Source organism: Streptomyces sp. CC208A (assembly GCF_030010625.1).
Taxonomy (GTDB): Bacteria; Actinomycetota; Actinomycetes; order Streptomycetales; family Streptomycetaceae; genus Streptomyces.
In genome coordinates this window covers 123,045-144,972 of the sequence record NZ_JASCXN010000017.1, presented here as the reverse complement: position 1 = coordinate 144,972, position 21,928 = coordinate 123,045, and the positions used below count along the sequence as shown (strand labels likewise).

Genomic DNA, 21,928 nt, shown 5'->3' with positions numbered 1-21,928 from the left:
GGAGGTCCGGTACAGGTCGAAGTCCTTGCCCATGGTCTTGAGCTCCCTGGAAATGCTTGTGGCACCTGGCTTTGTGGCACCCGGTAACGCCTACGGTACCGCTTATGGCACTGAGTACCCTCAGCAAAACACACTCAGTGCCATGACGCCAGAGCGCCCCGACGGCGATCGCCGTCGGGGCGCTCCAGGAGACCGATCGGTCGGTTTCTTCTCAACTCTCCGCATCCGTCGGGTCGGCCTCCTCTCGTCGCCGTCGCGCCTCGTCGTACTGGGCCGCCAGGAGCGTCGCGCGCTCCTCGCTCATGTCGAGTCCGGTCAGCACCGCGGGGGTGCTGATGCTCGGCAGGACGTGCCGGAGCAGCACGATCACGCGATGGGTCAGGTCTGCGCGATCGCAAACCACCTGGGACATGGTCTGGATCCCCGCGAACGCGCCCGAGAAGAGCTCGGCGGTGTCCAGTACGTTGACGTGCGGCAGGATCTCGCCCTGTGCTTTGGCCACGGTGAGGGCCTCCGCGACCTGGTCCACCCAGGCCTGGAACGGCGCCGCCCGGTCCACACTGGTCGCCCCGCTGTCGAGGGCGAGCGCCACGCTGGCCCGGACCAGCGAGTCGGTCTGCAGCCGGTGGGCGAGGAGGAAGCCCTGGTCCACCAGTTCCTGGAGCTTCACCGCCTGGGGGGTGAGGGGCTCGTCGAGCAGCTGGGCGCTCAGCACGCCGAGGGCGAGTTCTTCCTTGGAGGCAAAGTGGAAATACAGGGCTCCCTTGGTGACCCCGGCGCGCGCCAGGATCTCCCCGATCGTCGCCCGCTCGTAACCGCGCTCCGCGAAGACCGCCGCCGCCGAATCGAGGATGATCCGCCGCGTCCTGATCGCACGCGCTTGCTGCGCCAAGATGCCTCCTGCTGTCTCGCTGTCCGTGCTCGCCCCGTGACGTGAAGCATTGAAAAGAAAACCGGATTGTACGTACTCTACGCGCGACCTAACTCAGCGAACCTCGATGGGTGATGCAAGGGGAGTCATGGATCAGAACCTTCAAGGACTGTCAACTCCCGTACCCGGAGAGTTTGTTCACCGTGCTGATCCCGCCGACATCCTTCCTACCGGTTGGGCCCGTGTCGCGGAGAACCGATTCTCCGTGACGGCTCGCTGGCCCGGCGACCACCCCTATTTCGTACCGCGAACGGGGGACCGGCACGACCCGCTCCTGGTCGCCGAAACCATGCGCCAAGCGACCATGCTGATATGCCACGCCGAATTCGGGGTACCCGCGGACGATCAGTTCGTCATGTGGGACCTCTCCTACGGCGCCGTCGCCGGGGAACTGACCCGGACCGGGGGACCGACGGAGATCACCGTCGACCTGCTCTGCTCGGACATACGCACCCGGGGGCGCGGCCTGAGAGAGATGCGCACCGCCCTCGTCCTCAGCCGCGACGGCCGGCGGCTCGCCTCGGGCGGCGGCGGCATCAACTGCACCTCGGCCCCCGCCTACCGCCGGATGCGGGGCGCCCGCATGGCCGTCCTTGCCGACTCCGTACCGCTCCTGCCCGCCCTGCCCCCGCACCTCGTCGGCCGGGACCGCGAGAAGGACGTCGTCCTCGCCCCCGGCGACGCGCCGGGCCGCTGGCGGCTGCGGGTGGACACCACCCATCCCACACTCTTCCGGCGCCCCAACGACCACGTTCCCGGCATGATGCTGCTGGAAGCCGCCCGCCAGGCGGCCGTGGCCGCCACGGCCGACCCGGGGCTGCTGCCCGTCGGCCTCGACGCCCGTTTCCACCGCTACGTGGAGCTGGACGAGCCCTGCTGGTTCGAGGCCGAGGTGCTGACCGGCCTCGACCGGGACACCGTCACCGTCCAGGTCTTCGCCCATCAGGGCGGCGCCGCCGTCCTCGACTGCACCCTCATCTCGCCGCGGCGCGTCCCGGCGGCGGCCTCGCTCGCCCCCGCCGCCCGCACCGCCGACTGACCGGCCGCCCGGCAGCCCCGCCGGACACCGGCCCACCACCCACCCGCACCGACCGGAAGAACCCCATGGGAACCCGCATCCTCGTCACCGGCGCCACCGGCTTCATCGGCGGCCGGGTCGCCGCCGCGGCCGCGACCCACCCCGACCTCGACCACGTGCGCCTGCTCGTCCGCCGCGCCGACGCGACGGACCCGGCCCGCACGGAGGGGACCTCCTCCGACAGGGCCGGCGGACCCGTCGTCGAGACCGTCGTCGGGGACCTGCGCGATCCCGAGGCCCTGCGCCGGGCCACCGACGGCGTCGACGCCGTCGTGCACTGCGCCTCCGCGATCGGCGGCGACGAGGAGCTGCTGCGTACCGTCAACGAGGAAGGCACCCGCGACCTCGTCGGCGCCGCCGTCCGCGCCGGCGCCCGCCGGATCGTCACCCTGAGCACCGCCTCCGTGCACGGCCGCGGACCCTTCCGGGCCGCGGGGCCCGACGGCCTTCCGCTCGCGCCGGTGTCGGCCACCAGCCGCACCCGGGCAGCCGGGGAACGGTACGTCCTGGAGGCCGGCGGCACCGTGCTGCGCCCGCACCTGGTGTACGGGACGGGGGACCGGCAGGTCGTCCCCGGACTCCTGCTGCTGCTCTCCGCCCTGCCGGGACCGCTCGCCCCCACCGGTTCGCTCCACTCGATGGTCGAGGTGGAGAGCCTGGCGGGCGCCCTCCTGGGCGCGGCGCTCTCCCCGGCCACCCGGCCGGGCGCGTACTACCTCGCCCACCCGGACCCGGTCTCCGACGCCGAACTGCTCGCCGCCGTCGAACCGCTGCTCCCGGAACCCGTGCGGGCCGCCCGGGGCCCCGCCGTGGAGCTCGCCGAGGCCCGCGCGCTGCTCGCGGGGAACCCGGTGGCCGCCCACCACCTGGAGCTGCTCGGCGTCGACCACTGGTTCGCCGACGAGCGCCCCTGGACCGACTTCGGCCGCGGCCCCGGTCCGGGCTTCACCGCCGCGTTCCCCCGCCATCTGCCCTGGTACCGGGGCCTGCTCGCCGCCCGAGGCTGAAGCCGTACCCACCCCCGCCGTTCCACCGCTCACAGCACGAACCACAGGACGTACCCCCATGTCGAGACTGGCAGGCAGGACCGCGATCATCACCGGCGCGAGCCGGGGCATCGGAAGAGGGATCGCCGAGCGGCTGGGCCGCGACGGCGCCCTCGTCGCCGTTCACTACGGCAACGACGAGCAGGCCGCCGCCGAGACCGTCGCGGCCGTCGAGAAGGACGGCGGCCGGGCCTTCGCCCTCCGCGCCCGGCTGGACCGTCCCGACGCCGTCGACACCTTCTACGCCGCCCTCGACCGCGGCCTCGAAGAAGCCGGCGCCGGGCCGGAGATCGACATCCTGGTCAACAACGCGGGCGCCAGCGGCTCCGGCCGGCTCCACCAGCTCACCCCCGAGGTCTTCGACCGGCTCTTCGCCGTCAACGTGAAGGCGCCGCTCTTCCTCGTCCAGCGCGGCCTCGACCGGTTCCGCGACGGCGGCCGCATCGTCAACGTCTCCTCGCTCACCTCCCGGAACGCCTACCCGGAATCCGTCACCTACGCCATGACGAAGGGCGCCGTCGACACCATGACCCTGGCCCTCGCCAAGGAACTGGGCCCGCGCGGGATCACCGTCAACACGGTCGCCCCCGGCTTCGTCGCCACCGACATGAACGCCCGCCTCCGGACGACCCCCGAGGCCGCCGCGGCCCTCGCCGCCCACTCGGTCTTCGGACGGATCGGGACCCCCGGGGACATCGCGGACGTCGTCGCCTTCCTCGTCTCCGACGACGCCCGCTGGATCACCGGCCAGTACCTGGAGGCAGGTGGCGGGGCGGGTCTGTGAGGCACGGGGCGCCCCTTTGAGGTGGGGGCGATGACACGTTTCCGCCGCCCGGGGCGGCGCCGACGCCGATCCGGGCGCTTGTCCGACCACGCGCACCGGGCCCGTCTCCGGGACGGCGACGACGCCGCTCGACGCGTACGCGATCGAGGCCCGGCCCGACGTGGACGAGGAGTCCCGGCGGCCCGCCGTCGGTCTGAGCCGGACTCGGCCTGCGCCCGGACCCCGTCGTCTGCGCGGAACGGTCCGGTACGGGGTCGGTACGGCTCCGACGCGGCGGCTCCCGGCCGGGCCGGCGCCGCCTGTCCCCGTGCCTCTCGGATCGCGCCAATCTCGCGGGGCGGCCGGACGGGCCGCCCGGCCGGAAGTGCCCGTTCCCGGACCGGGCCGCCCCGGTGGGGCGGTGGCGGCGGGCGGTGGGCGTGGCCCGTTCCCGTACATCGGAGGATGTCCGGACTTCCGGGTTGCCTCCGGGGGCGCCGGGCCGTAGTGCCGTTGGCGGGCCGGGCGCTCGTCCGCATCATCGGATCCGGCCCGTCCGGCCGTGCGGGGCCGCGACCGATCCGGTGAGGGGACACACGTACATGGAGAGCCGCTTCCACACCGGACGCCGACTCGCCCGTCTCGTCGCCGACCGCACCGGCCGGCCCGAGCTGGGGCACGACGCCGAGGTGGTGGCCCGGGTGCTGCCGTTCAAGGTGAGCGCGTACGTCGCGGACGTGCTCGTCGACTGGGAGCGCGGTCCCGACGACCCCCTCTACCGGCTGGTCGTGCCGCACCGCGACATGCTCGCCCCTGCCGACTTCGCCGCCGTCGAGGCGGCCCTGCCCGACCACGACCGGCTCTGCCGGGTCGTCACGGGCATCCGGGAGCGGCTCGACCCCGGCCCCGACCCCGGGGCCGCCACCGCCGCGCCGGGGCTCCAGCACACCTACCCCGACACCCTCCTCGTCCTCCCGCCGCAGGGCCAGACCTGCCACAGCTACTGCGGCTACTGCTTCCGCTGGGCGCAGTTCACCGGCGCGCCCGGCGCCCGGCAGGCCGTCGAGGGGCCCGGCACGATGTGCGCCCACCTCGACCGGCACCCGGGGATCACCGACGTCCTGCTCACCGGCGGCGACCCGCTCGTGATGCGCGCCGAGGCGCTCGGCCGCTATCTGGCGCCGCTCACCGGACGACGGCGGTACGCCCACGTCCGCACGGTCCGGATCGGCACCAAGGCCGTCTCCTTCCAGCCGGAGCGGTTCCTCACCGCACCCGACGCCGACGAGCTGCTCCGGCTCCTCGGCGGGGTGGTCCGCTCCGGCCGCCACCTCGCCCTGATGCTGCACGTCACCCACCCCCGCGAGCTGGAGCCCGCGCCGGCCCGGCGGGCGCTGCGCCGGCTGCACGCCACCGGCGCCGTGCTGCGCACCGAGGCGCCGGTCGTCCGGCACGTCAACGACGACCCCGCCGTCTGGGCCCGGATGTGGCAGGAGCAGGTGGGGCTCGGGCTTGTCCCGTACTCGCTGTTCGTGGCGCGGGACACCGGTCCGCGCCGCTATTACGGGCTGCCGCTGGCGCGGGCCCTGAGCGTGTACGCGGACGCCTGCCGGCGCGTCCCGGGCCTGGCGGGGTCGGCGCGCGGCCCGGTGATGGTCACGGAGCTCGGCGAGCTGGTCGTGGACGGGATCGCCCGGCTCCCCGACGGGCCTGCCTTCGCGCTGCGGGCGCTGCGCACCCGCGACCCGGCGCTGGCGGGCACGCTCGCCCACGCCCGCTTCGACCCGACGGCCCAGTGGTGGAGCGACCTCGTGCCGTACGGCGACCACGACCGGTGCCTGATCCCCTACCGTCCGCCGGCTCCCGTGCCGCTGCCGCCGGGGGAGTGAGCCCCGCCGCGTACGAGTCGCTTTCCGGGTGCGTGCATCGGCACGGCGATTCCGGGCAGCGGCCAGGGGAGAGACGGAGCGCGGGGGCCCGCGTCGGTCCCCGTGGCACGACGCTCGGTGAAGGGAGCGATCGACGGTGAAGCTGGACTTCCTGGAACCCGTCACGACGGGAAGGGGGCCCTGGGCGAGCGTGTACGCCGCGACCGGGCCGCCCGACGAAGCGGGCCTGACGCGCCGGGAGCTCTCCTGGCGCGAGCTGTGCCGTTCCCTGGACGAACAGGGGGCGGACCCCGCCACGGTGGCGGCGGTGCGGGAGGCGCTCGAGGACGCCGCGCCCGACGCCGAGCCCCGCGCGCTCGCGCTCTTCGCGGCCGAGGGGAGGGTGGCGCTGGAGTGCCGGCTCGACGAGCCCCCGGCACGGTCGGAGGCCACCTGGTCCGCCCTGCCGCACGTGGCGCCCCTGGTCGAACTGAGCGGACGGGAGCCCCCCTGTCTGGTCGCCCGCGTCGACCGGGCCGGCGCCGACTTCGAGCTCCACGGCACCGGCCGGGCCGAGGCCGCGGGCGGGGTCGAGGGCCGTGACTGGCCGCTGCACCGCGCGTCCGCCGGTGACTGGTCGGTGAAGCACTTCCAGGCGGCGGTCGAGAACACCTGGGAGGAGAACGCCCGGCTGATCGCGGACGAGATCACCCGCATGTGCGAGACCTCCGGCGCCGAACTGGTCGTACTGGCCGGCGGCGCCCGGGAGTGCCGTGCCGTACGGGACCACCTGCCCGAGGCGCTGCACGGAGCCACCTCGATCAGCGAGCACGGCGGCCGCGCCGCCGGGACGGACGACGCGCCCCTCATGGCCGACGTCCGAGCGGCCAGGATGGACCACATGGCACGCCGCACGGAGACCGTCCTCGACCGCTTCCGGGCCGGACGGAACGCCTCCGGCCGCCCCGAGGCCGCCGTCGAGGGCGTGCCCGCCGTCACGGAGGCCGTGCAGGAGCACCGCGTCGACACGCTGCTGCTCACCGAGGCCGGTTCCGACCTCCAGCGCGAGGTCTGGGTGGGCGCGGAGCCCGGCCAGGTGGCCGCCCGGCGCTCCGACGCGCAGGCGCTCGGCGCGGAGCCGGCCCGGCCCGCCCGCGCGGACGACGCCCTGCTGATCGGCACGGCGGCGGCCGGCGGCGAGGCGGTCCTGGTGCCGGGCGACGGCACCGCGGACGGCGGCGTGCCCGCCGGGGGCGTGGGCGCGCTGCTGCGCTGGCCCCGCGGCGAGGAGGAACGAGCGGCACAGCGCTGAGCGAGGAGGTGCGCGAGCATGCAACGCGGCAGCAACCCGGTGAGCGCCCGCCGGGACGACGAGATGAAACACGAACTGCAGGGCTACCTGAAGTCCGGGCAGCCCACCCACGCCGAGGACTACCGAGACCCCGAACCGCCCGCCGACGACGACCCGGAGGCCGCGGCCCCGGCCGCGGAACCGGCCACCGAGCTGGCCCGCCACCTCGGCCGTACGGCCTTCCCGACGGACGGACGGCGCCTCGCCGCCGCACTGGAGGAGGGGCACGCCCCCGGCACCCTGGTCGACGCGGTACGGCGTCTGCCGGAGGGCGGCCGGTACGGGTCCCCCGCCGAAGTGGCCCGCGCCCTCGACGAGTCGGCGGGCGGAGAGTGAAGGAGGCGGCAGCCATGCCCGATCCCCAGCAGCCCGAGGCCCGGCGCAGCGGCCGGGGCGGGGCGACCCCGCAGGAGAGCGGCGAGACCAAGGCCCGGGAAGCCCCCCGGGACGCCCTGAAGGGACGGCCCCACGGCAGCGACAAGGGCCGCAGGGGCGGTGGCGAGGGAGGTGACGTGCCTCCCGGGCAGCGCCCGGACCACCCGTGACCGCGGGCTCTGAGGGCCCCGCCGCGGCCGGCCGGTCACGGCGGGGCCCTCACACGGCCGGAGTCGCCGCCGGGGCCGGTCCGAGGACGCGGTCGAGGTAGGGGTTGGTGAGGACGCCGGCCGGGTCGAGCGCGTTCCGGAGGGCGACGAAGTCGTCGAACCGCTCGTAGCGGTCCCGGAGTTCGTCCGCGCCGAGGTCGTGCATCTTGCCCCAGTGCGGCCGGCCCCCGTACGCGCCGAGGATCTCCTGGCAGGCGTCGAAGTACCGCCGGTACGGCATCCGGTGGTACTGGTGGAAGGCGATGTAGCAGCTCTCCCGGCCCTGTGCGGTGGAGAGCCAGATGTCGTCGGCGGCCGTGAAGCGGACTTCGAGCGGGAACGACACCGGCTCCCCGCGGGTGTCGATCCACCGCCGGATCTCCCGCAGCGCCTCCGTCGCGTGGGCGCGCGGGATCGCGAACTCGCCCTCGTGGAAGCGGACGTCACGTGTCGAGGCGAAGACCCGGTACGCGTGATCGGTCCAGGTACGGGACGACATGGCGCGCGCCGCGAAGCGGGTGATCGGCGGCACCAGGCGCGGCACGCGGGTGCCGAGCCGGTTCAGGGCCTCGAAGGCCGGGCCGCCGACGGCCTCGTCGAACCGCCGGGAGAGCGCGCCGACGGGGGAGAGGGGCGTGTCGCCGGGCAGCCGGCGGAAGCGGCGGGTGAGCGTGGTCTCGCTGTGCGGGAACCAGAAGAACTCGAAGTGGTCGTTCTCCTCGACGAGTTCGTCGAGCCTGCCCAGGGTCTCGGCCACCGGCATGGAGGTGTCCCGGGCGTGCAGGGCGTAGAGCGGGACGGTCTGGAGGGTGACCGCGGTGATGACGCCGAGCGCCCCGAGGCCGACCCGGGCCGCCGCGAAGAGCTCGGGCCGCTCGGTCGCCGAACAGGCCGTCACCGACCCGTCGGCCAGGACGAGTTCGAGCCTCCGCACCTGGGTGGCGATGCCGCCGAAGCGGACGCCGGAGCCGTGGGTGCCGGTGGAGATCGCGCCCGAGACCGTCTGCCGGTCGATGTCGCCCATGTTCTCCAGGGCGAGGCCGTGCGCGGCGAGCAGCGGGTTCAGCTTCCACAGCGGCATGCCCGCGCCGACGGTGACGAGGCCGGTCTCCGGGTCCACCGAGCCGACGGCGTCGAGCCGGTCGAGCCGGAGCTGGACGCCCGGGGCGACGGCGACACCGCTGAAGGAGTGGCCGGAACCGACCGCCTTGACCCGCAGTCCGTCCCGTACCGCCTCCTTCACGGCGGCGGCCACGTCCTCGGTGGACGCCGGGCGCAGGATCCGCCGGGGGCGGGCCTCCTCGTTTCCGGCCCAGTTGCGCCACACGCTGCCGTTCTCGCTGCTGCCGGTGCTGCTCATGCGGGCGTTTCCCTTCGGGCCGGACGGTCGGGCGGTGGCGGGTTACCGCCGGTTCTCGCTGCCCGGAAGGGTGGACTTGGTCAAGCGTCCAAGTCAAGGGTCCCGGAGGCTTGACTTGGACGGACGACCAAGAGACCGTGACGGCGTCGTCACGAGCCCCGAGCAGGTCGACCGCGCAAGGTCCCCGAAGAGGTCCACAAAGGTCCACGAAAGGCCGCCCACCATGGCAAGCGCCCGCCCCGACGCCGCAGCCGCCGCGCCCGCCCCGCGCCCCGCCGGCTTCGCCGACCTGGAGAAGGCGACCGCCGGCCTCCAGCCGCCCTTCGCCGTCGTCGACCTCGGCGCCCTGCGCGCCAACGCCGCCCAGATGGCCCGCCGCGCCGGCGGCAAGCCGATCCGCCTCGCCAGCAAGTCCCTCCGCTGCCGCGCCCTGATCGGCGAGGTCCTGACCCTCCCCGGCTTCTCCGGCGTCCTCGCCTTCACCCTCCCCGAGGCCCTCTGGCTCGCCGCCCACGACCCCGGCCCGGACGTCCTCGTCGGCTACCCCACCGCCGACGCCGACGCGCTGGCCCGCCTCGCCGCCGACGAGGACGCCGCCGCCCGGATCACCGTCATGGTCGACTCCCCCGAGCAACTCGACCTGCTCACCGCCGCGATCGGCCCCTCAGGGCCGCCCGTACGCGTCTGCCTCGACCTCGACGCCTCCCTCCGGCTGCTCGGCGGCCGCGTCCACCTCGGCATGCGCCGCTCGCCCGTCCACGCCCCCGGGCAGGCGGCCGCGCTGGCCCGCGCCGTCGCCGCCCGGCCGCGCCTGAGGCTCGTCGGCGTGATGGCGTACGAGGGGCAGATCGCCGGCGTCGGCGACGACCAGCCGACCCAGGGACGCCCGATGCGCACCGCCGTCCGCGCGGTCCAGCGGCTCTCCGCCCGCGAACTGCGCGCCCGCCGCGCCGCCGCCGTCCGCGCCGTACGGGAGGTGGCCCCGCTGGAGTTCGTCAACGGCGGCGGCACCGGCAGCCTGGAGACCACCTCCGCCGAGCCCGCCGTCACCGAACTCGGCGCGGGCTCAGGGCTCTACGCCCCCGCCCTCTTCGACCACTACCGGGGCTTCAGCCCGCTGCCCGCCGCCTTCTTCGCGCTCGCCGTCGTCCGCCGCCCCGCCCCCGGCCACGTCACCGTCCTCGGCGGCGGCTGGACCGCCTCCGGCGCCCCCGGCCCCGACCGGCTCCCCGTCCCCGTCCACCCGGCGGGCCTGCGGATGCTCCCCACCGAAGGCGCGGGCGAGGTGCAGACCCCGCTCACCGGACCCGCCGCCGACACCCTCCGGGTCGGCGACCGCGTCTGGTTCCGGCACGCCAAGGCCGGCGAGCTGTGCGAGCGCGTCGACACCCTCCACCTCGTCGAGCACGACCGGGTGGTGGACGCCGTCCCCACCTACCGCGGCGAGGGCATGGCCTTCCTGTAAGGGGCTTCCTGTAAGAGGCTTCCCGGAACAAGGGCCTTCACCTGAGAACCGACGCCCGCCCGCTGCGGTACCTTGGCCGCGCCCGCCGCCCGTCCCGTACCGAGGAGCCCGCCCCATGACCCGACTCTCCGCCGGTGAGCGCCGCGAGCAGCTGGCGGAGGCGGCGATCCGGGTCATGATCCGCGACGGAGTCGCCGAGACCACCACCCGGGCCGTGGTCACCGAGGCCGGGGTGCCGCTCGGCGCCTTCCACTACTGCTTCCGCTCCAAGGAGGAGCTGTTCCAGACCGTCATCGAGCGGATCATGGAGCGAAACCTTCCGCCCGCGGACCTCGCGCACCCCGAGGGCGCCACCCCGTACGAGAGGATCCGCGCCCTCCTCCACGCGTACTGGGCGCAGGTCGTCGCCCGCCCGGACGAGCACCTGGTCACGTACGAGGTCACCCAGTACGCGCTCCGCAGGCCCGGGCTCGCCGACCTCGCCCGCCGCCAGTACCGGCACTACCTGGACGTGAGCCGCGCCCACCTGGAGTCCATGGCCCGGGCGGCGGGCCTCATCTGGACGGTGGACCCGCCGGTCCTCGCCCGCCACGGCCTCGGCGTCCTCGACGGCCTCACCCTCACCTGGCTGATCGACCGCGACGACACCCAGGCGCTGGCCGCCCTCGACGAGTACGCCCGCTACCTCGCCTCGGTCGCCGCCCCGCTGCCCGCGGGGGGACCGGGCGGCACGGAAGGGGTCAGCGCTCCTCGGCGGTCCGCGTCTCCTTGACGGTGTACGTGACCGCCGGCTCGCGGGGCGCGTCGTCCGCCTTCATCTCCCGCGCCTCGGCCTTGAGGATGCGGGCCGCCTTGCCGGCGTTGCGGGCCAGCTCCGGAAGCTTCTTCGCGCCGACCACCAGGGCGACGACGACCAGCAGGATCGCGAGCTCACTCAGACCGAACACGGGGACACTCCTGGTGGGGCGGGCGGGGACGGGGTCCGACCCGTGTCAATCTACAGGGGCGTAGAAGGACCGGGTAGGGTCGCCCCCCGAACGATGAACGGCAGTCGGGTGGCCCGGGCGAGCGGCCGGGAAAGAGCAGAGGGACGACGGATGAAGAAGCGGGACGCGGACGGCGCGGAGCCCGCCCCCCGGCGCGGCCAGGGCGAGTTGGAGGTCCAGGTCCTCGCGGCGGTGCGCACGGCCGGACGGCCGGTCACCGCGGGGTGGGTGCGGGAACGGCTCGGCGGCGGACTCGCGTACACCACCGTCATCACCATCCTCACCCGCCTCCACGTCAAGGGAGCCGTCGCCCGCGAACGCGCCGGCCGGTCCTTCGAGTGGACCGCCGTCGCCGACGAGGCCGGGCTCGCCGCGCTCCGCATGCGCAGGGTGCTGGACGGCGAGGGCGACCGGGAAGCCGTCCTCACCCGTTTCGTCACCACCCTCCCGGCCTCCGACGAACGCCTCCTGCGGGAACTCCTGGGCCGCGCGGAGGAAGAGGGCAGGGGTGAAGGGGCGGGGGAGGGCTGACGCCGTGGGGGTCTTCGTCTTCCTGCCGCTGGTCCTGCCGCTGACCGCGTGGCCCGTCGCACGCCTGGCCGAGCACCACCTCCACCCGCGTACCGCGACCCGGCTGCTCACCGCCGTCGCCGCCCTCCTCGCCGTGTGCAGCACGCTCTGCCTCGCCCTCCTGATGGTCGTCGGCACCGCCCAACTCCCCGGCAACCCGCTGCCGGACGCCTGGTCGGACCCGGAGGTGCGGGCCGCCCTGCCGTACGACGAGATCGCCGGCCGGGCGGCGATCCCCGCCCTGCTCGTGCTCGTCGCGGTCTGCGGCCGGGTGCTGCTGCGCCACCGGAGGATCCGCCGACGGGCCACCCGCGCCCTCGCCGGGCTGCCGGACACCCCGGTCGCGGTCCTGCCGGACCCGGCCCCCTACGCGTACGCCCTCCCGGCCGCCGCCCGCCGCTCCCGGGGGCGGGTCGTGGTCAGCCGCGGCATGCTCGCCCTGCTCGGTCCCGCCGAGCGGCGCGCCCTCTTCGCCCACGAGCGGGCCCACTTGACGGGCCGTCATGACCGGCTGCTGCTCGTCGCGCGGCTGGCCGCGGCGGCCAACCCGTTCCTGCGCCCGCTGCGTACGGCCGTCATGTACGCGGCCGAGCGGTGGGCGGACGAGGAGGCGGCGGTACGGGTCGGGGACCGGCGCGTGGTCGCGCGGGCCATCGGCCGGGCGGCCCTCGCCTCCGGCGGCGCGGGCCCCGCGACCCTGTCGGCCTTCGCCGTCGCCGGGCCGGTGCCGCGCCGGGTGGCCGCCCTCCTCGCGCCGCCGCCCCCGGCCCCGCGCGGCTGGCCGCCGGTCCGCACCGCCGTCGGCCTCGCCCTCCGGGGCGCGGTGGCCGGAGCCGCCGCCTCGGCGTTCGCCTCCGCGAACTCGGCGGTCACGCTCTACGCGGTCCTCAGAGCCGCCACCCCGCTGTAGCGGAGACACGAAAGTGTGCTGACCTGCCGCTGCCACCGTGTCCTGCGGCTGGTCACCTGCCCCCCGGACGGCTGCCCCGACTGGCCATGGGCCGTCCCGCGCTGTCCCCTCGCTGTCGCTGTTGCCCGGCGCCCTCCTGGGCGCCGCTGCCTCCACTGCCCTCGGGAACACCGCTCACCTCTACATACCGGTGCTGTCGCCCGTCCTCGGCGGGGTTCGCACCTTCACCGCCAGCGACCGGTCCCTCGACGGCCCCGACAGCTCCATGACCGACGGGATCCGGCTCGTCACCTGGTCGCCGAACGACGGCGCCGATCAGAAGTGGTCCACACCCGCCGGACCGACGGCGGTTGCGGGCTGTGGAACCGCTCCTCCGGCAAATGCGCCGAGGCTGAGAGCGACTCCACCGCTGTGGGTGCCCGGGGTATTGGGCATCTCCGAGGAGACGCCGGGCTTCCGGCCGGAGTGGGGGTGTCTCCTGCTCATGGGGAGGGACAGGCTCCTGCGGAGCAGGACAACGGGCTGCGATCTGCCGCCGGGGCGGCTCGCGCTGCTCTGACCCGCAGGTTTGGTGGTAAGCCACAGTTCCACTAGTTCGTGAGAATGACCACGGCGCATGTGAGGCGGGCGTTCAGGTACCGCTTCTGTCCCACGGACGAGCAGGCAGCGGAGCTGTCGCGCACGTTCGGCTGTGTGCGCAAGGTCTACAACCTGGCGCTCGCGGCCCGTACGGAGGCGTGGGCGCGGCAGGAGCGGGTGAACTACAACGCCACGTCGGCGATGCTGACGGAGTGGAAGAAGACCGAGGAACTGGCGTTCCTCAACGAGGTGTCGTCGGTTCCGCTCCAGCAGTGCCTTCGGCACCTGCAGAGCGCGTTCACGAGCTTCTTCGGCAAGCGGGCGAAGTACCCGCGGTTCAAGTCGAAGAAGAAGTCGCGGAAGTCCGCCGAGTACACCACCAGCGGGTTCCGCTTCCGCGACGGCAGGCTGACGCTGGCGAAGATGGCGGACCCGCTGGACATCGTGTGGTCGCGTCCGCTCCCGGAGGGGGCGTCGCCGTCCATCGTGACCGTCTCGCAGGACGCGGCCGGACGCTGGTTCGTCTCGATGCTGTGTGACGACCCGACGGTCAGGCCGCTGCCCGTCACGGACGCGGCGGTCGGGGTGGACGTCGGCCTGGACCACCTGCTCACCCTCTCCACGGGTGAGAAGGTCGCCAACCCCCGGCACGAGCGCCGCGACCGGGGGCGTCTGGCCAAGGCCCAGCGGCACCTCGCCCGCAAGGCCAAGGGGGACGGCGCCAACCGGGCCAAGGCCCGGCGCAAGGTCGCGAGGATCCATGCCCGGATCACCGACCGCAGGCGCGACGGCCTGCACAAGCTGACCACTCGGCTCGTTCGTGAGAACCAAACGATCGTGATCGAGGACCTGACCGTGCGCAACATGGTCAAGAACCACACGCTCGCCCGGGCCATCTCGGACGCGAGCTGGAGCGAGTTCCGCTCTCTGCTGGAGTACAAGGCCGCCTGGTACGGGCGGGAAGTGATCGCGGTCGACCGCTTCTTCCCCTCCTCCAGGCTGTGCTCCCACTGCGGCACCCTTCAGGAGAAGATGCCGCTCAGCGTCCGCACCTGGACGTGCGTCAGTTGCGGCACGACCCACGACCGGGACGTGAACGCGGCGCGTAACCTTCTGGCCGCCGGGCCGGCGGTGTCGGTCTGTGGAGCCGGTGTAAGACCCCAACGGAGAACTCCGGGCGGGCGGTCGGCGACGAAGCAGAAAACCCCACGGCGCGAGCCGTAGGACTCCCCCCTCATTCGTTGAGGGGGGAGGAAGTCAACCAGTGGACCTGCCATGGCGGTGCCAACCAGCAGTGGACGGTCGGCTGACGGAACCCCGGCCCCAGGGGCCTCAGAGGGGGACGACCGTCGCCTCCGTCGCCTTCACGCTGGTCCAGACGGACACGCCGTCGGCGAGGCCGAGTTCGGCGGCCGCCTGCGGTGTGATCTCGGCGACGAGATCGGGCGCCTCGGAGGAGGTGACGAGGACACGGAGGCGACTGCCGCCGCCGGTGATCTCGCGTACGGTCCCGGGCCAGACGTTACGGGGGCTGCCGGCGGGCCTCTCGCGGTGCACGGAGACCGCCTCGGGCGCGACGATCGCGAGAGCGGGGGTGCCGGGCGGCGGCGGTTCGGCCGCGACGAGGGCACCGCCGCCGTCGAGGGCGAGACCCTCGGCGGTGGCGGTGCCCGACCAGGCGTTGCGGCCCAGCATGCGGGCCACCCACGGGGAGCGCGGGTGGCGGGTGACCTCGGCGGGGGAGTCGTACTGAAGCGCGCGGCCGTCCTGGAGGACGAGGACGCGGTCGGCGAGGGAGACGGCCTCGACGGGGTCGTGGGTGACGATCAGGCACACCCCTCCGAAACCGGCCAGATGGGTGCGGAGCGTGTGCCGGACGTGGGCCCGGGTGGTCTGGTCGAGGGCGGCGAGCGGCTCGTCGAGGAGGAGGAGCCGGGGGCGGGCGGCGAGCGCCCGGGCGAGCGCCACCCGCTGGGCCTGCCCGCCGGACAGCTGGGCCGGCCGCCGGTGGGCGAGGTGTCCGACGCCGAGGCGGTCGAGCCAGCCCCGCGCCTCGCGGCGGGCCTCGGCGCGCGGCACGCCCTGGGCGCGGAGCCCGTAGGCGGTGTTGGCGAGAGCGGTGAGGTGCGGGAAGAGGGCGCCGTCCTGCGGGACCCAGGCGACCCGGCGGCGGTGCGGGGGGAGGGCCGTGACGTCGGTGGAGCCGAGGGAGAGCTCCGCGTGCGCCCGGGGGGTGAGACCGAGGAGGGCGCGGAGGAGGGTGGTCTTGCCCGCGCCGTTCGGCCCCACGACGGCGACGGTGGTGCCGGGCCCGGCGTCGAGGGCGAGACGGGTGAAGCCAGTGACCTCGGCGCGTAGCCCCCAGCGGCCGCCGTCCGGAGTGGGAACGGCGGGCGCGGCGACGTCGGGCGCCGGCTCCTCCACGGGCGCGGCGCGCCGCTTCCGGCCGGCCGGCGCGCCCGTCCACCGCCCCCGCAGGGCGATGAGCACGCCCATGGCGATGGCGAGGAGCAGCAGCGAGACGGAGGTGGCGGCCTCGGGCTCGTCCTGGAGGAGCAGATAGACCCGGAGCGGCAGGGTCTGGGTGGTGCCGGGCAGATTGCCCGCGAAGGTGATGGTGGCGCCGAACTCGCCGAGGGCCCGCGCCCAGGTGAGGGCCGCGCCCGCGACGAGACCCGGCGCGACCATCGGCAGGGTGACGGTGAAGAAGACCCGCACCGGCGAGGCGCCGAGGGAGGCCGCCGTCTCCTCGTACCGGGGGCGCAGCCCGCCGAGCGCCCCCTCCAGGCTGATGACCAGGAAGGGCATGGAGACGAAGGTCGCGGCGAGGACGGCGCCGGAGGTGTGGAACGGCAGCGTGACGCCGAAGGTGTCCTGCAACCAGGGGCCGAGGAGCCCGCGCCGCCCGAAGGCGAGGAGCAGGGCGACCCCGCCGACGGTCGGCGGCAGGACCATCGGCAGCAGCACGAGCGAGCGGACGAACGCCTTGCCGGGGAACGGCACCCGGGCGAGCAGCCAGGCCAGCGGCACGCCGAGCAGCAGCGAGAGCCCCAGAGCCCAGAAGGACACCACCAGCGAAAGCCGCAGTGCCTCGACGGTGCCCGGCGACGTCAGATGGCCGACGAACCCGCCCCACTCGGTCCGGACGAGGATCCCGATCAGGGGGAGGGCGAGGAAGGCCACCCCGAGCAGCGCGGGCAGCGCCAGCACGAGGGGCGGCCGGGCGCCTGCTCGTCTCATCACTCCCTCCTCACTCTCCCTACGGCTTCTGGAAACCGGCGTCCTGGAGGAACTTCTGCCCCTCGGGCGAGGAGAGCCAGGCGACGAAGGCGGTGGCGGCCCCGGCGTTCTCCGAGTCCTTCAGCGTGGCGGCGGGGTACTGGGCGACGGCGTTCTGGGCATCGGGGATCTCGACGGCGTCCACCTCGTCCTTCGCGCTCTCGGCGTCCGTCCGGTAGACGAGACCGGCGTCGGCCTCGCCCAGCTCGACCTTGCTGAGCACGGCGCGCACGCTGGGCTCCTCGGAGACCGGCCGCACGGTGATCCCCTGAGCGTCGAGGATCTGCCGGCTGTACTTGCCGGCAGGGACCTCGGGGGCCGCGAGGACGACCTTGAGGCCGGGGTCGGCGAGGTCCTTCAGTTCGTCGACCTTGTGCGGGTTGCCCTCGGCGGTGGCGATCACGAGGCGGTTCTTCGCGACGACCGTCGGCGTGCTCGTCTCGGCCCTCACCTTGTCCATGCTCGTGGTGTCGGCGGTGACCAGGACGTCGGCGGGCGCTCCCTGGGAGACCTGGGCGACGAGCTCCTGCGAACCGGCGAAGGAGAACGTGAGCTTCGTGCCCGGGTGGGACCGCTCGTACGCGGCTCCCGCCGTCCTGAAGACGTCGGTGAGGGAGGCGGCGGCGAGCACGGTCAGCTTCGTCGTCGACGGGGAGCCGGACGCTCCGGCCTTCCCCCCGCCGCTCGAACAGGCCGCGAGCGGCACGAGCAGGGCGGCGGCGAGCACGGCACCGGCGGTACGGCGCCCGGCGGGGATGCAGGTGGGCATGGGGCGGACTCCTCGGGGAGGGACGGAAGACGTGTGCGGGCTCAGGTGCGGTCGATGTGCACGCTGGTCGACTTCACGCGGGCGGTGGCCCGCATGCCGACTTCCAGTCCCAGCTCCTCCACGGCCTCCCGGGTCAGCAGGGAGACCAGGCGGTGCGGGCCTGCCTGGATGGTGACCTGGGCGGCGACGTCACCGAGCTTGATCGCGGTGATGATCCCCGGGAACGCGTTGCGGGCCGAGGTGTACGGGGCGTCCTCCTCGGCCTCGCTCTGCGCGAGCTCCACGCAGAACGCGGCGAGCGACTTCCCCTCGATCACACGGCGCCCGGTCTCGTCGCGGTGGGTCGCGATCCGGCCTGCGTCCGCCCAGCGCCGCGCGGTGTCGGGGCTGACGCCCAGCAGCCGTGCGGCCTGTCCGATGGTGTAGGACTGCATGTGCGCCACGGTAGGTCTGTTCTCCTGGCATCTGCAACAAGATGGTGGGTATCTCCATGGCGGGCGAGAGGGCGCTCGGAGGAACTGACGAGAGCGGCTCGCCGCAGGGGGTGCGCAGCGAGCCGTCCGGCCGGTCCTGAGGGGCATCTACGATGTTCCGACCCGCACGCCCCTCGTGGATGCGAGGGCGGACCCCTTCCCGTGACGCGCCGACCGCGCAAGGAGCCCCGTATGCCTGTCGACCACCTCCTCCCGGCGCGCGCGGCCGAGGCCGGGGAGCTCGCGGCGGCCCTGGACGCGCCCGTCGCCGACGCCGCCCGGCTGCGGAGCGCCCTCGCCTCCTGCGGGCTCGCGGAGGCGGCGACGTACACGGTCGTCGTCGCGTCCCTGGGGCAGAGCGGGGAGCCGGGGGAGGCGGCCGCCGTCCTCGCCGAGGCGCTGGACCACCTGCCGGGCGCGGCCCGCGCCGTCGCCGAGGGGCCCGGCGGCGAGGCGACGGCGGTCGTGGCCCGCGCGGCGGACGCCGGGTACGACGTACGGGCCCGGCTCGGCGAGGTCTGGCCGCCGCCGCGGTCCCACGCCGTCCCGCACGCCGGTGTGAGCTGCCCCGTCGACGACCCGGAGCGGCTTGGCGGCGCCCTCGCGCAGGCCCGGCACGCCCTGGCGGCGGCCCGGACGGTGAGCCCCGGGCAGCCCCGGGTGGCGGGCCTCGGCGACCTCGACGGGCTCGGGATGCTGCTGGCCGGCGTCCCCGCCGACGTACGGGAGGTGTACCGCGCGACGGTCCTGGGCCCGCTCCTGGGCGCCGCCGGGCGGAGTTCGGGCGCGACGCTCCTGGAGACCCTGCGGGCCTTCCTGGCGCACGACTGCTCCTGGGCGCGGACCGCCGAGGCCCTGCGCGTCCACGTCAACACCGTCCGCTACCGCGTCGAGAAGATCGAGGCGCTGACCGGCCGTGACCTGTCCCGCCTCGACCACCAGGCGGACCTGTACGCGGCGCTGCTCCACCGCTGACGGCGGCGCCCTCGCGCGGCGACTCCCGTCCGCTTGTGCTTCTTCGGCGAACTTTCGCCGATCTTCTTGACGGGGGAGTCGTGCCCCTGAGAGGAGTGGCGGCTGCACCACTCCCACGGAACCACTCCCACGGACGGCCACCCCACCCCGAAGGGGGCGATCAGCGCATGACCAAGCCCGAGAGCGCCTACGACGTCGTCATCAGCGGCGGCAGCCTCGCCGGCTGCGCGGCGGCGGTCCTGCTCGCGCGCCGCGGTGCCCGCGTGGCCCTGCTGGAACGCCGCTCGGACCCCGAGGCGTACAAGGTGCTGTGCACCCACGCCCTCACCGCCTGCGCCTACCCGGTGCTCGACGAGCTCGGCCTCGTACCGGACCTGGAGAAGGCCGGAGCCGTCCGCAACGAGGCGCGCTGGTACACCCGTTGGGGCTGGGTCGAGCCGAAGGCCGCGCCGGGCGGGCCCGAACTCCCGTACGCGTACAACGTCCGGCGCGCCATCCTCGACCCGCTCATCAGGTCCCTCGCGGCCCGGACCGACGGCGTCGACCTGCTCCTCGGCCACAGGGTGACCGGGCTGCTCCAGGAGGCCGGGCGGACGGCCGGGGCGCGCGCCGCGACGCCCGACGGCGAACGGGAGCTGCGGGCCCGGCTGGTCGTCGGCGCCGACGGCAAGGACTCGACCGTCGCGAAGCTCGCCGGTGTGCCCACCCGGCGGTACGAGAACCGGCGCTTCGGCTACCTCGCCTACTTCCGCGACCTGCCGCTGCCCGGCGGGATCGGCCAGACCTGGTTCCTCGAACCGGACATGGCGTACTCCTTCCCCAACGACGGCGGCCTCACCCTCCTCGCGGTCCTCCCCGACAAGAAGCACCTCCCCGCCTTCAGGAAGGACCTGGAGGGCAGCTTCCTCTCCTTCGTCCGCGCCCTGCCCGACGCTCCCCCCGTCGACTCCGCCGAACGCGTCTCGAAGATCGTCGGAACCGTCGACCACCCCCTGATCACCCGCGAACCGACCGCCCCGGGCCTCGCCCTCGTCGGCGACGCCGCCCTCGCCGGCGACCCCCTGTGGGGCGTCGGCTGCGGCTGGGCCCTCCAGAGCGCGCACTGGCTGGCCGAGGCGGTCGCCCCCGCCGTGACCGGCCACGGGGACCTCGACCGCTCCCTCGCCGCCTACGGCCGTACCCACCGCCGCAGGCTCCGCCCCCACCAGCGGCTGGCCGTCGACTTCGCGAAGAGCCGCCCCTTCAACCCCCTGGAGCGCCTCATGTTCTCGGCGGCGGCCCGCGACGCCGCCACCGCCCGCCACATGCACCTCTTCGCCTCCCGCCTGATCAGTCCCCTCGGCTTCCTCGCCCCGAGGGCCGTGGCCAGGGCGGCGGCGGTCAACCTCCGGCACCGCGCCCGGGGAACAGGTCAGGCGAGGTAGGGGGCGGGGCTGCCCTCGGCGACCTCCGCCCGGCCGGCGCGACCCCCGCGCGGTCCCGTGGACCGGCCGGTGCTCCGCCGCCGCGCCCACCACACCGCGCAGACCAGGGCTCCCGCCGCCCCGTACGCGGCGGTCGGCCCCGCGATGCCGGTGACCGGGCCGGCGAGGTACGCGACCGCGCCCGCCAGGGCGACGCCGAGCCACTCCCAGCGGCCGTCCAGGGCGACCAGGGCGATCAGCAGCAGGGCGTACCAGGAATAGCCGGGCGTCAGCAGGAGGAACGCCGTGCCGATGGTCGACAGGGCGCCGCTCCACGGCCGTCCGGGGTCGCCGCGCCACCACACCGCCGCCGACACCGCCACGATGCCCAGGACCGCCGCGGGCAGCGCCCACGCGTCGGGCAGGACGAGGCGGAGCAGGGCGTACCGGCCGCCGGCGCCCGCGTCGTCGTAGCCCTCCTCCTGGGCGTAGCCGCTCAGGTAGCCGAGGACGGAGCCGTCGGAGAGGAGGACGTACGGCAGGTACGCCAGCGCCACCGTCGCCGCGGCCGCCAGCGTCACGGCCGCGACCGCGCGGGGCCGCCTGAGCCCGGACAGCGCGCCGGGCAGGAGCACGGCGGGCAGCAGCTTGGCGGCGACCGCCAGGCCCAGCAGCACCCCGCCCGTGACGTGGCGGCGGCGCGCCACCAGGGCGAGCGCGCCGACCGAGAGGAGCACGGCCAGGACGTCGACGTGGGCGTTGTCGACGGCCTCGACGGGGACGGCCGGGCACCACGCCCACAGAGCAGCCCGGCGCGGATCGCCCCGGCGGCGGAGGACGCCGAGCAGGAGGCCGGTGACGGCCAGGGCCAGCAACGCCGAGGCCACCTGGAGCCCCTTGTGCCGGGAGTCCTCCGGCGACAGGACGTGGACGAGGAGGAACCAGCCCTCCGCCACCGGCGGGTAGATCGTGTGCACGGCGGGCCGGTTGATCCGGGTGCACCGGCCGTCGCCGAGCGGCGCGAGACCGCTCCCGTCCCGCCCGCACTCCTCGGGGCCGGGGAAGAGCCAGTCGTCGCGGAGGCCGCCGAGCGCCGGGTCGGCGGGCGCGTGGTCGTAGGGCGAGACGCCGGCCGCCTGCACCCGGCCGTCCCACGCGTACCGGTAGGAGTCGGTGCTCGTCCGAGGGGCCGCCACCAGGCCGGCCGCCGTCACCGCGACCGCCCCCGCGAGCACGAGCGGGACGACGTGCCGGCGCGGGACCCGGCGCAGGACGAGCGCGGCCGCCGCGAACACCGCCCACGCGCCCGCGTACCCACCCAGAAAGCCGGTCCCGTGCGCGCCCGAACGGAGCAGGAGCACCAACGACGCCGTCAGGAACGACAGCAGAAGCGCGGTGACGAGGACGGGGAACGGGAGACGGCGGTCGCGGGTCATGGGCGCAGACTGGCAGCGCGCACGCCGGACGAGGAAGCGACCCGGCGGAGCGTCCGACTTTCGTAAGGTGTCGGACCGCCCACACGGCCGTCCGCAGCGGTG

Annotated in this window: 22 protein-coding genes; 15 read left to right on the top strand and 7 right to left on the bottom strand. The window is 74.8% G+C overall.

Going from position 1 to position 21,928, the window contains the following annotated elements; translation table 11 throughout:
- Positions 1–211 precede the first annotated feature (211 nt).
- Positions 212–892: a ScbR family autoregulator-binding transcription factor gene (locus QK442_RS19925; RefSeq protein ID WP_282695327.1), complete on the bottom strand. Its 681-nt coding sequence runs from the start codon at positions 890–892 to the stop codon at positions 212–214.
- A gap of 106 nt (positions 893–998) precedes the next feature.
- Here QK442_RS19925 and QK442_RS19920 point away from each other — a divergent pair, with 106 nt between their 5' ends.
- From QK442_RS19920 to QK442_RS19890, 7 genes are all read left to right on the top strand, one after another.
- A complete protein-coding gene (locus tag QK442_RS19920) occupies positions 999–1,970 on the top strand; it encodes a ScbA/BarX family gamma-butyrolactone biosynthesis protein (protein ID WP_349239664.1) in 972 nt (323 codons plus the stop codon).
- A gap of 65 nt (positions 1,971–2,035) precedes the next feature.
- Positions 2,036–3,016 (top strand): NAD-dependent epimerase/dehydratase family protein, encoded by a 981-nt coding sequence (locus QK442_RS19915; protein ID WP_282695325.1) that lies wholly within the window; start codon positions 2,036–2,038, stop codon positions 3,014–3,016.
- A 58-nt stretch (positions 3,017–3,074) separates the two neighbouring features.
- Positions 3,075–3,839 carry a glucose 1-dehydrogenase gene (locus QK442_RS19910; RefSeq protein WP_282695324.1) on the top strand — a complete coding sequence of 255 codons (765 nt, stop codon included), beginning with the start codon at positions 3,075–3,077 and terminating at the stop codon, positions 3,837–3,839.
- Positions 3,840–4,420: 581 nt separating this feature from the next.
- A complete protein-coding gene (locus tag QK442_RS19905) occupies positions 4,421–5,707 on the top strand; it encodes a lysine 2,3-aminomutase (protein WP_282695323.1) in 1,287 nt (428 codons plus the stop codon).
- A gap of 136 nt (positions 5,708–5,843) precedes the next feature.
- Positions 5,844–6,998 (top strand): Vms1/Ankzf1 family peptidyl-tRNA hydrolase, encoded by a 1,155-nt coding sequence (locus QK442_RS19900; RefSeq protein WP_282695322.1) that lies wholly within the window; start codon positions 5,844–5,846, stop codon positions 6,996–6,998.
- An 18-nt stretch (positions 6,999–7,016) separates the two neighbouring features.
- Positions 7,017–7,373 (top strand): DUF2795 domain-containing protein, encoded by a 357-nt coding sequence (locus tag QK442_RS19895; RefSeq protein WP_282695321.1) that lies wholly within the window; start codon positions 7,017–7,019, stop codon positions 7,371–7,373.
- Between the two features lie 14 nt (positions 7,374–7,387).
- Positions 7,388–7,582, top strand: coding sequence for a hypothetical protein (locus QK442_RS19890; RefSeq protein WP_282695320.1), 195 nt, complete (start codon positions 7,388–7,390; stop codon positions 7,580–7,582).
- 49 nt (positions 7,583–7,631) lie between these two features.
- Here the strand turns inward: QK442_RS19890 and QK442_RS19885 are convergent, their stop codons facing one another.
- On the bottom strand, positions 7,632–8,981 hold the full coding sequence (locus tag QK442_RS19885) for a D-arabinono-1,4-lactone oxidase (protein ID WP_282695319.1): 1,350 nt from the start codon (positions 8,979–8,981) through the stop codon (positions 7,632–7,634).
- 223 nt (positions 8,982–9,204) lie between these two features.
- On the opposite strand from QK442_RS19885, the gene QK442_RS19880 reads away from it, so the two are divergent.
- Together QK442_RS19880 and QK442_RS19875 are read left to right on the top strand one after the other, a co-directional pair.
- Positions 9,205–10,446 (top strand): alanine racemase, encoded by a 1,242-nt coding sequence (locus QK442_RS19880; protein WP_282695318.1) that lies wholly within the window; start codon positions 9,205–9,207, stop codon positions 10,444–10,446.
- Positions 10,447–10,561: 115 nt separating this feature from the next.
- Positions 10,562–11,218, top strand: a complete 657-nt coding sequence (locus QK442_RS19875; protein WP_282695317.1) for a TetR/AcrR family transcriptional regulator — start codon at positions 10,562–10,564, stop codon at positions 11,216–11,218.
- Here QK442_RS19875 and QK442_RS19870 read toward each other — a convergent pair.
- A complete protein-coding gene (locus tag QK442_RS19870) occupies positions 11,187–11,393 on the bottom strand; it encodes a twin-arginine translocase TatA/TatE family subunit (RefSeq protein WP_282695316.1) in 207 nt (68 codons plus the stop codon). The genes QK442_RS19875 and QK442_RS19870 overlap by 32 nt on opposite strands.
- 150 nt (positions 11,394–11,543) lie before the next feature.
- Between QK442_RS19870 and QK442_RS19865 the strand changes: the two genes are divergently transcribed.
- The 4 genes from QK442_RS19865 (at position 11,544) to QK442_RS19850 (ending at position 14,715) form a co-directional block, all read left to right on the top strand.
- Positions 11,544–11,963: a BlaI/MecI/CopY family transcriptional regulator gene (locus QK442_RS19865; protein ID WP_282695315.1), complete on the top strand. Its 420-nt coding sequence runs from the start codon at positions 11,544–11,546 to the stop codon at positions 11,961–11,963.
- Between the two features lie 4 nt (positions 11,964–11,967).
- Complete coding sequence (locus QK442_RS19860; protein ID WP_282695314.1) at positions 11,968–12,912, top strand: M56 family metallopeptidase; 945 nt, start codon at positions 11,968–11,970, stop codon at positions 12,910–12,912.
- Between the two features lie 121 nt (positions 12,913–13,033).
- On the top strand, positions 13,034–13,471 hold the full coding sequence (locus tag QK442_RS19855) for a hypothetical protein (protein ID WP_282695313.1): 438 nt from the start codon (positions 13,034–13,036) through the stop codon (positions 13,469–13,471).
- Positions 13,472–13,515: 44 nt separating this feature from the next.
- Positions 13,516–14,715: an RNA-guided endonuclease TnpB family protein gene (locus QK442_RS19850; protein ID WP_282695312.1), complete on the top strand. Its 1,200-nt coding sequence runs from the start codon at positions 13,516–13,518 to the stop codon at positions 14,713–14,715.
- A 108-nt stretch (positions 14,716–14,823) separates the two neighbouring features.
- On the opposite strand, the gene QK442_RS19845 is transcribed toward QK442_RS19850, so the two are convergent.
- The 3 genes from QK442_RS19845 to QK442_RS19835 are packed head-to-tail and all read right to left on the bottom strand — an operon-like array spanning position 14,824 to position 17,973.
- Complete coding sequence (locus QK442_RS19845) at positions 14,824–16,731, bottom strand: ABC transporter permease (protein WP_282695311.1); 1,908 nt, start codon at positions 16,729–16,731, stop codon at positions 14,824–14,826.
- 19 nt (positions 16,732–16,750) lie between these two features.
- Positions 16,751–17,539 (bottom strand): molybdate ABC transporter substrate-binding protein, encoded by a 789-nt coding sequence (modA, locus tag QK442_RS19840; protein WP_282695310.1) that lies wholly within the window; start codon positions 17,537–17,539, stop codon positions 16,751–16,753.
- A gap of 41 nt (positions 17,540–17,580) precedes the next feature.
- Positions 17,581–17,973, bottom strand: a complete 393-nt coding sequence (locus QK442_RS19835) for a helix-turn-helix transcriptional regulator (protein ID WP_282695309.1) — start codon at positions 17,971–17,973, stop codon at positions 17,581–17,583.
- A gap of 231 nt (positions 17,974–18,204) precedes the next feature.
- Between QK442_RS19835 and QK442_RS19830 the strand changes: the two genes are divergently transcribed.
- The gene (locus QK442_RS19830) at positions 18,205–18,987 is read left to right on the top strand and encodes a helix-turn-helix domain-containing protein (RefSeq protein WP_282695308.1); all 783 of its coding nucleotides are present in this window, start codon (positions 18,205–18,207) and stop codon (positions 18,985–18,987) included.
- Positions 18,988–19,154: 167 nt separating this feature from the next.
- Complete coding sequence (locus QK442_RS19825; protein WP_282695307.1) at positions 19,155–20,411, top strand: NAD(P)/FAD-dependent oxidoreductase; 1,257 nt, start codon at positions 19,155–19,157, stop codon at positions 20,409–20,411.
- Here QK442_RS19825 and QK442_RS19820 read toward each other — a convergent pair.
- Positions 20,399–21,826, bottom strand: a complete 1,428-nt coding sequence (locus QK442_RS19820; protein ID WP_282695306.1) for a glycosyltransferase family 87 protein — start codon at positions 21,824–21,826, stop codon at positions 20,399–20,401. The two genes, QK442_RS19825 and QK442_RS19820, sit on opposite strands and share 13 nt — an antisense overlap.
- Positions 21,827–21,928 lie beyond the last annotated feature (102 nt).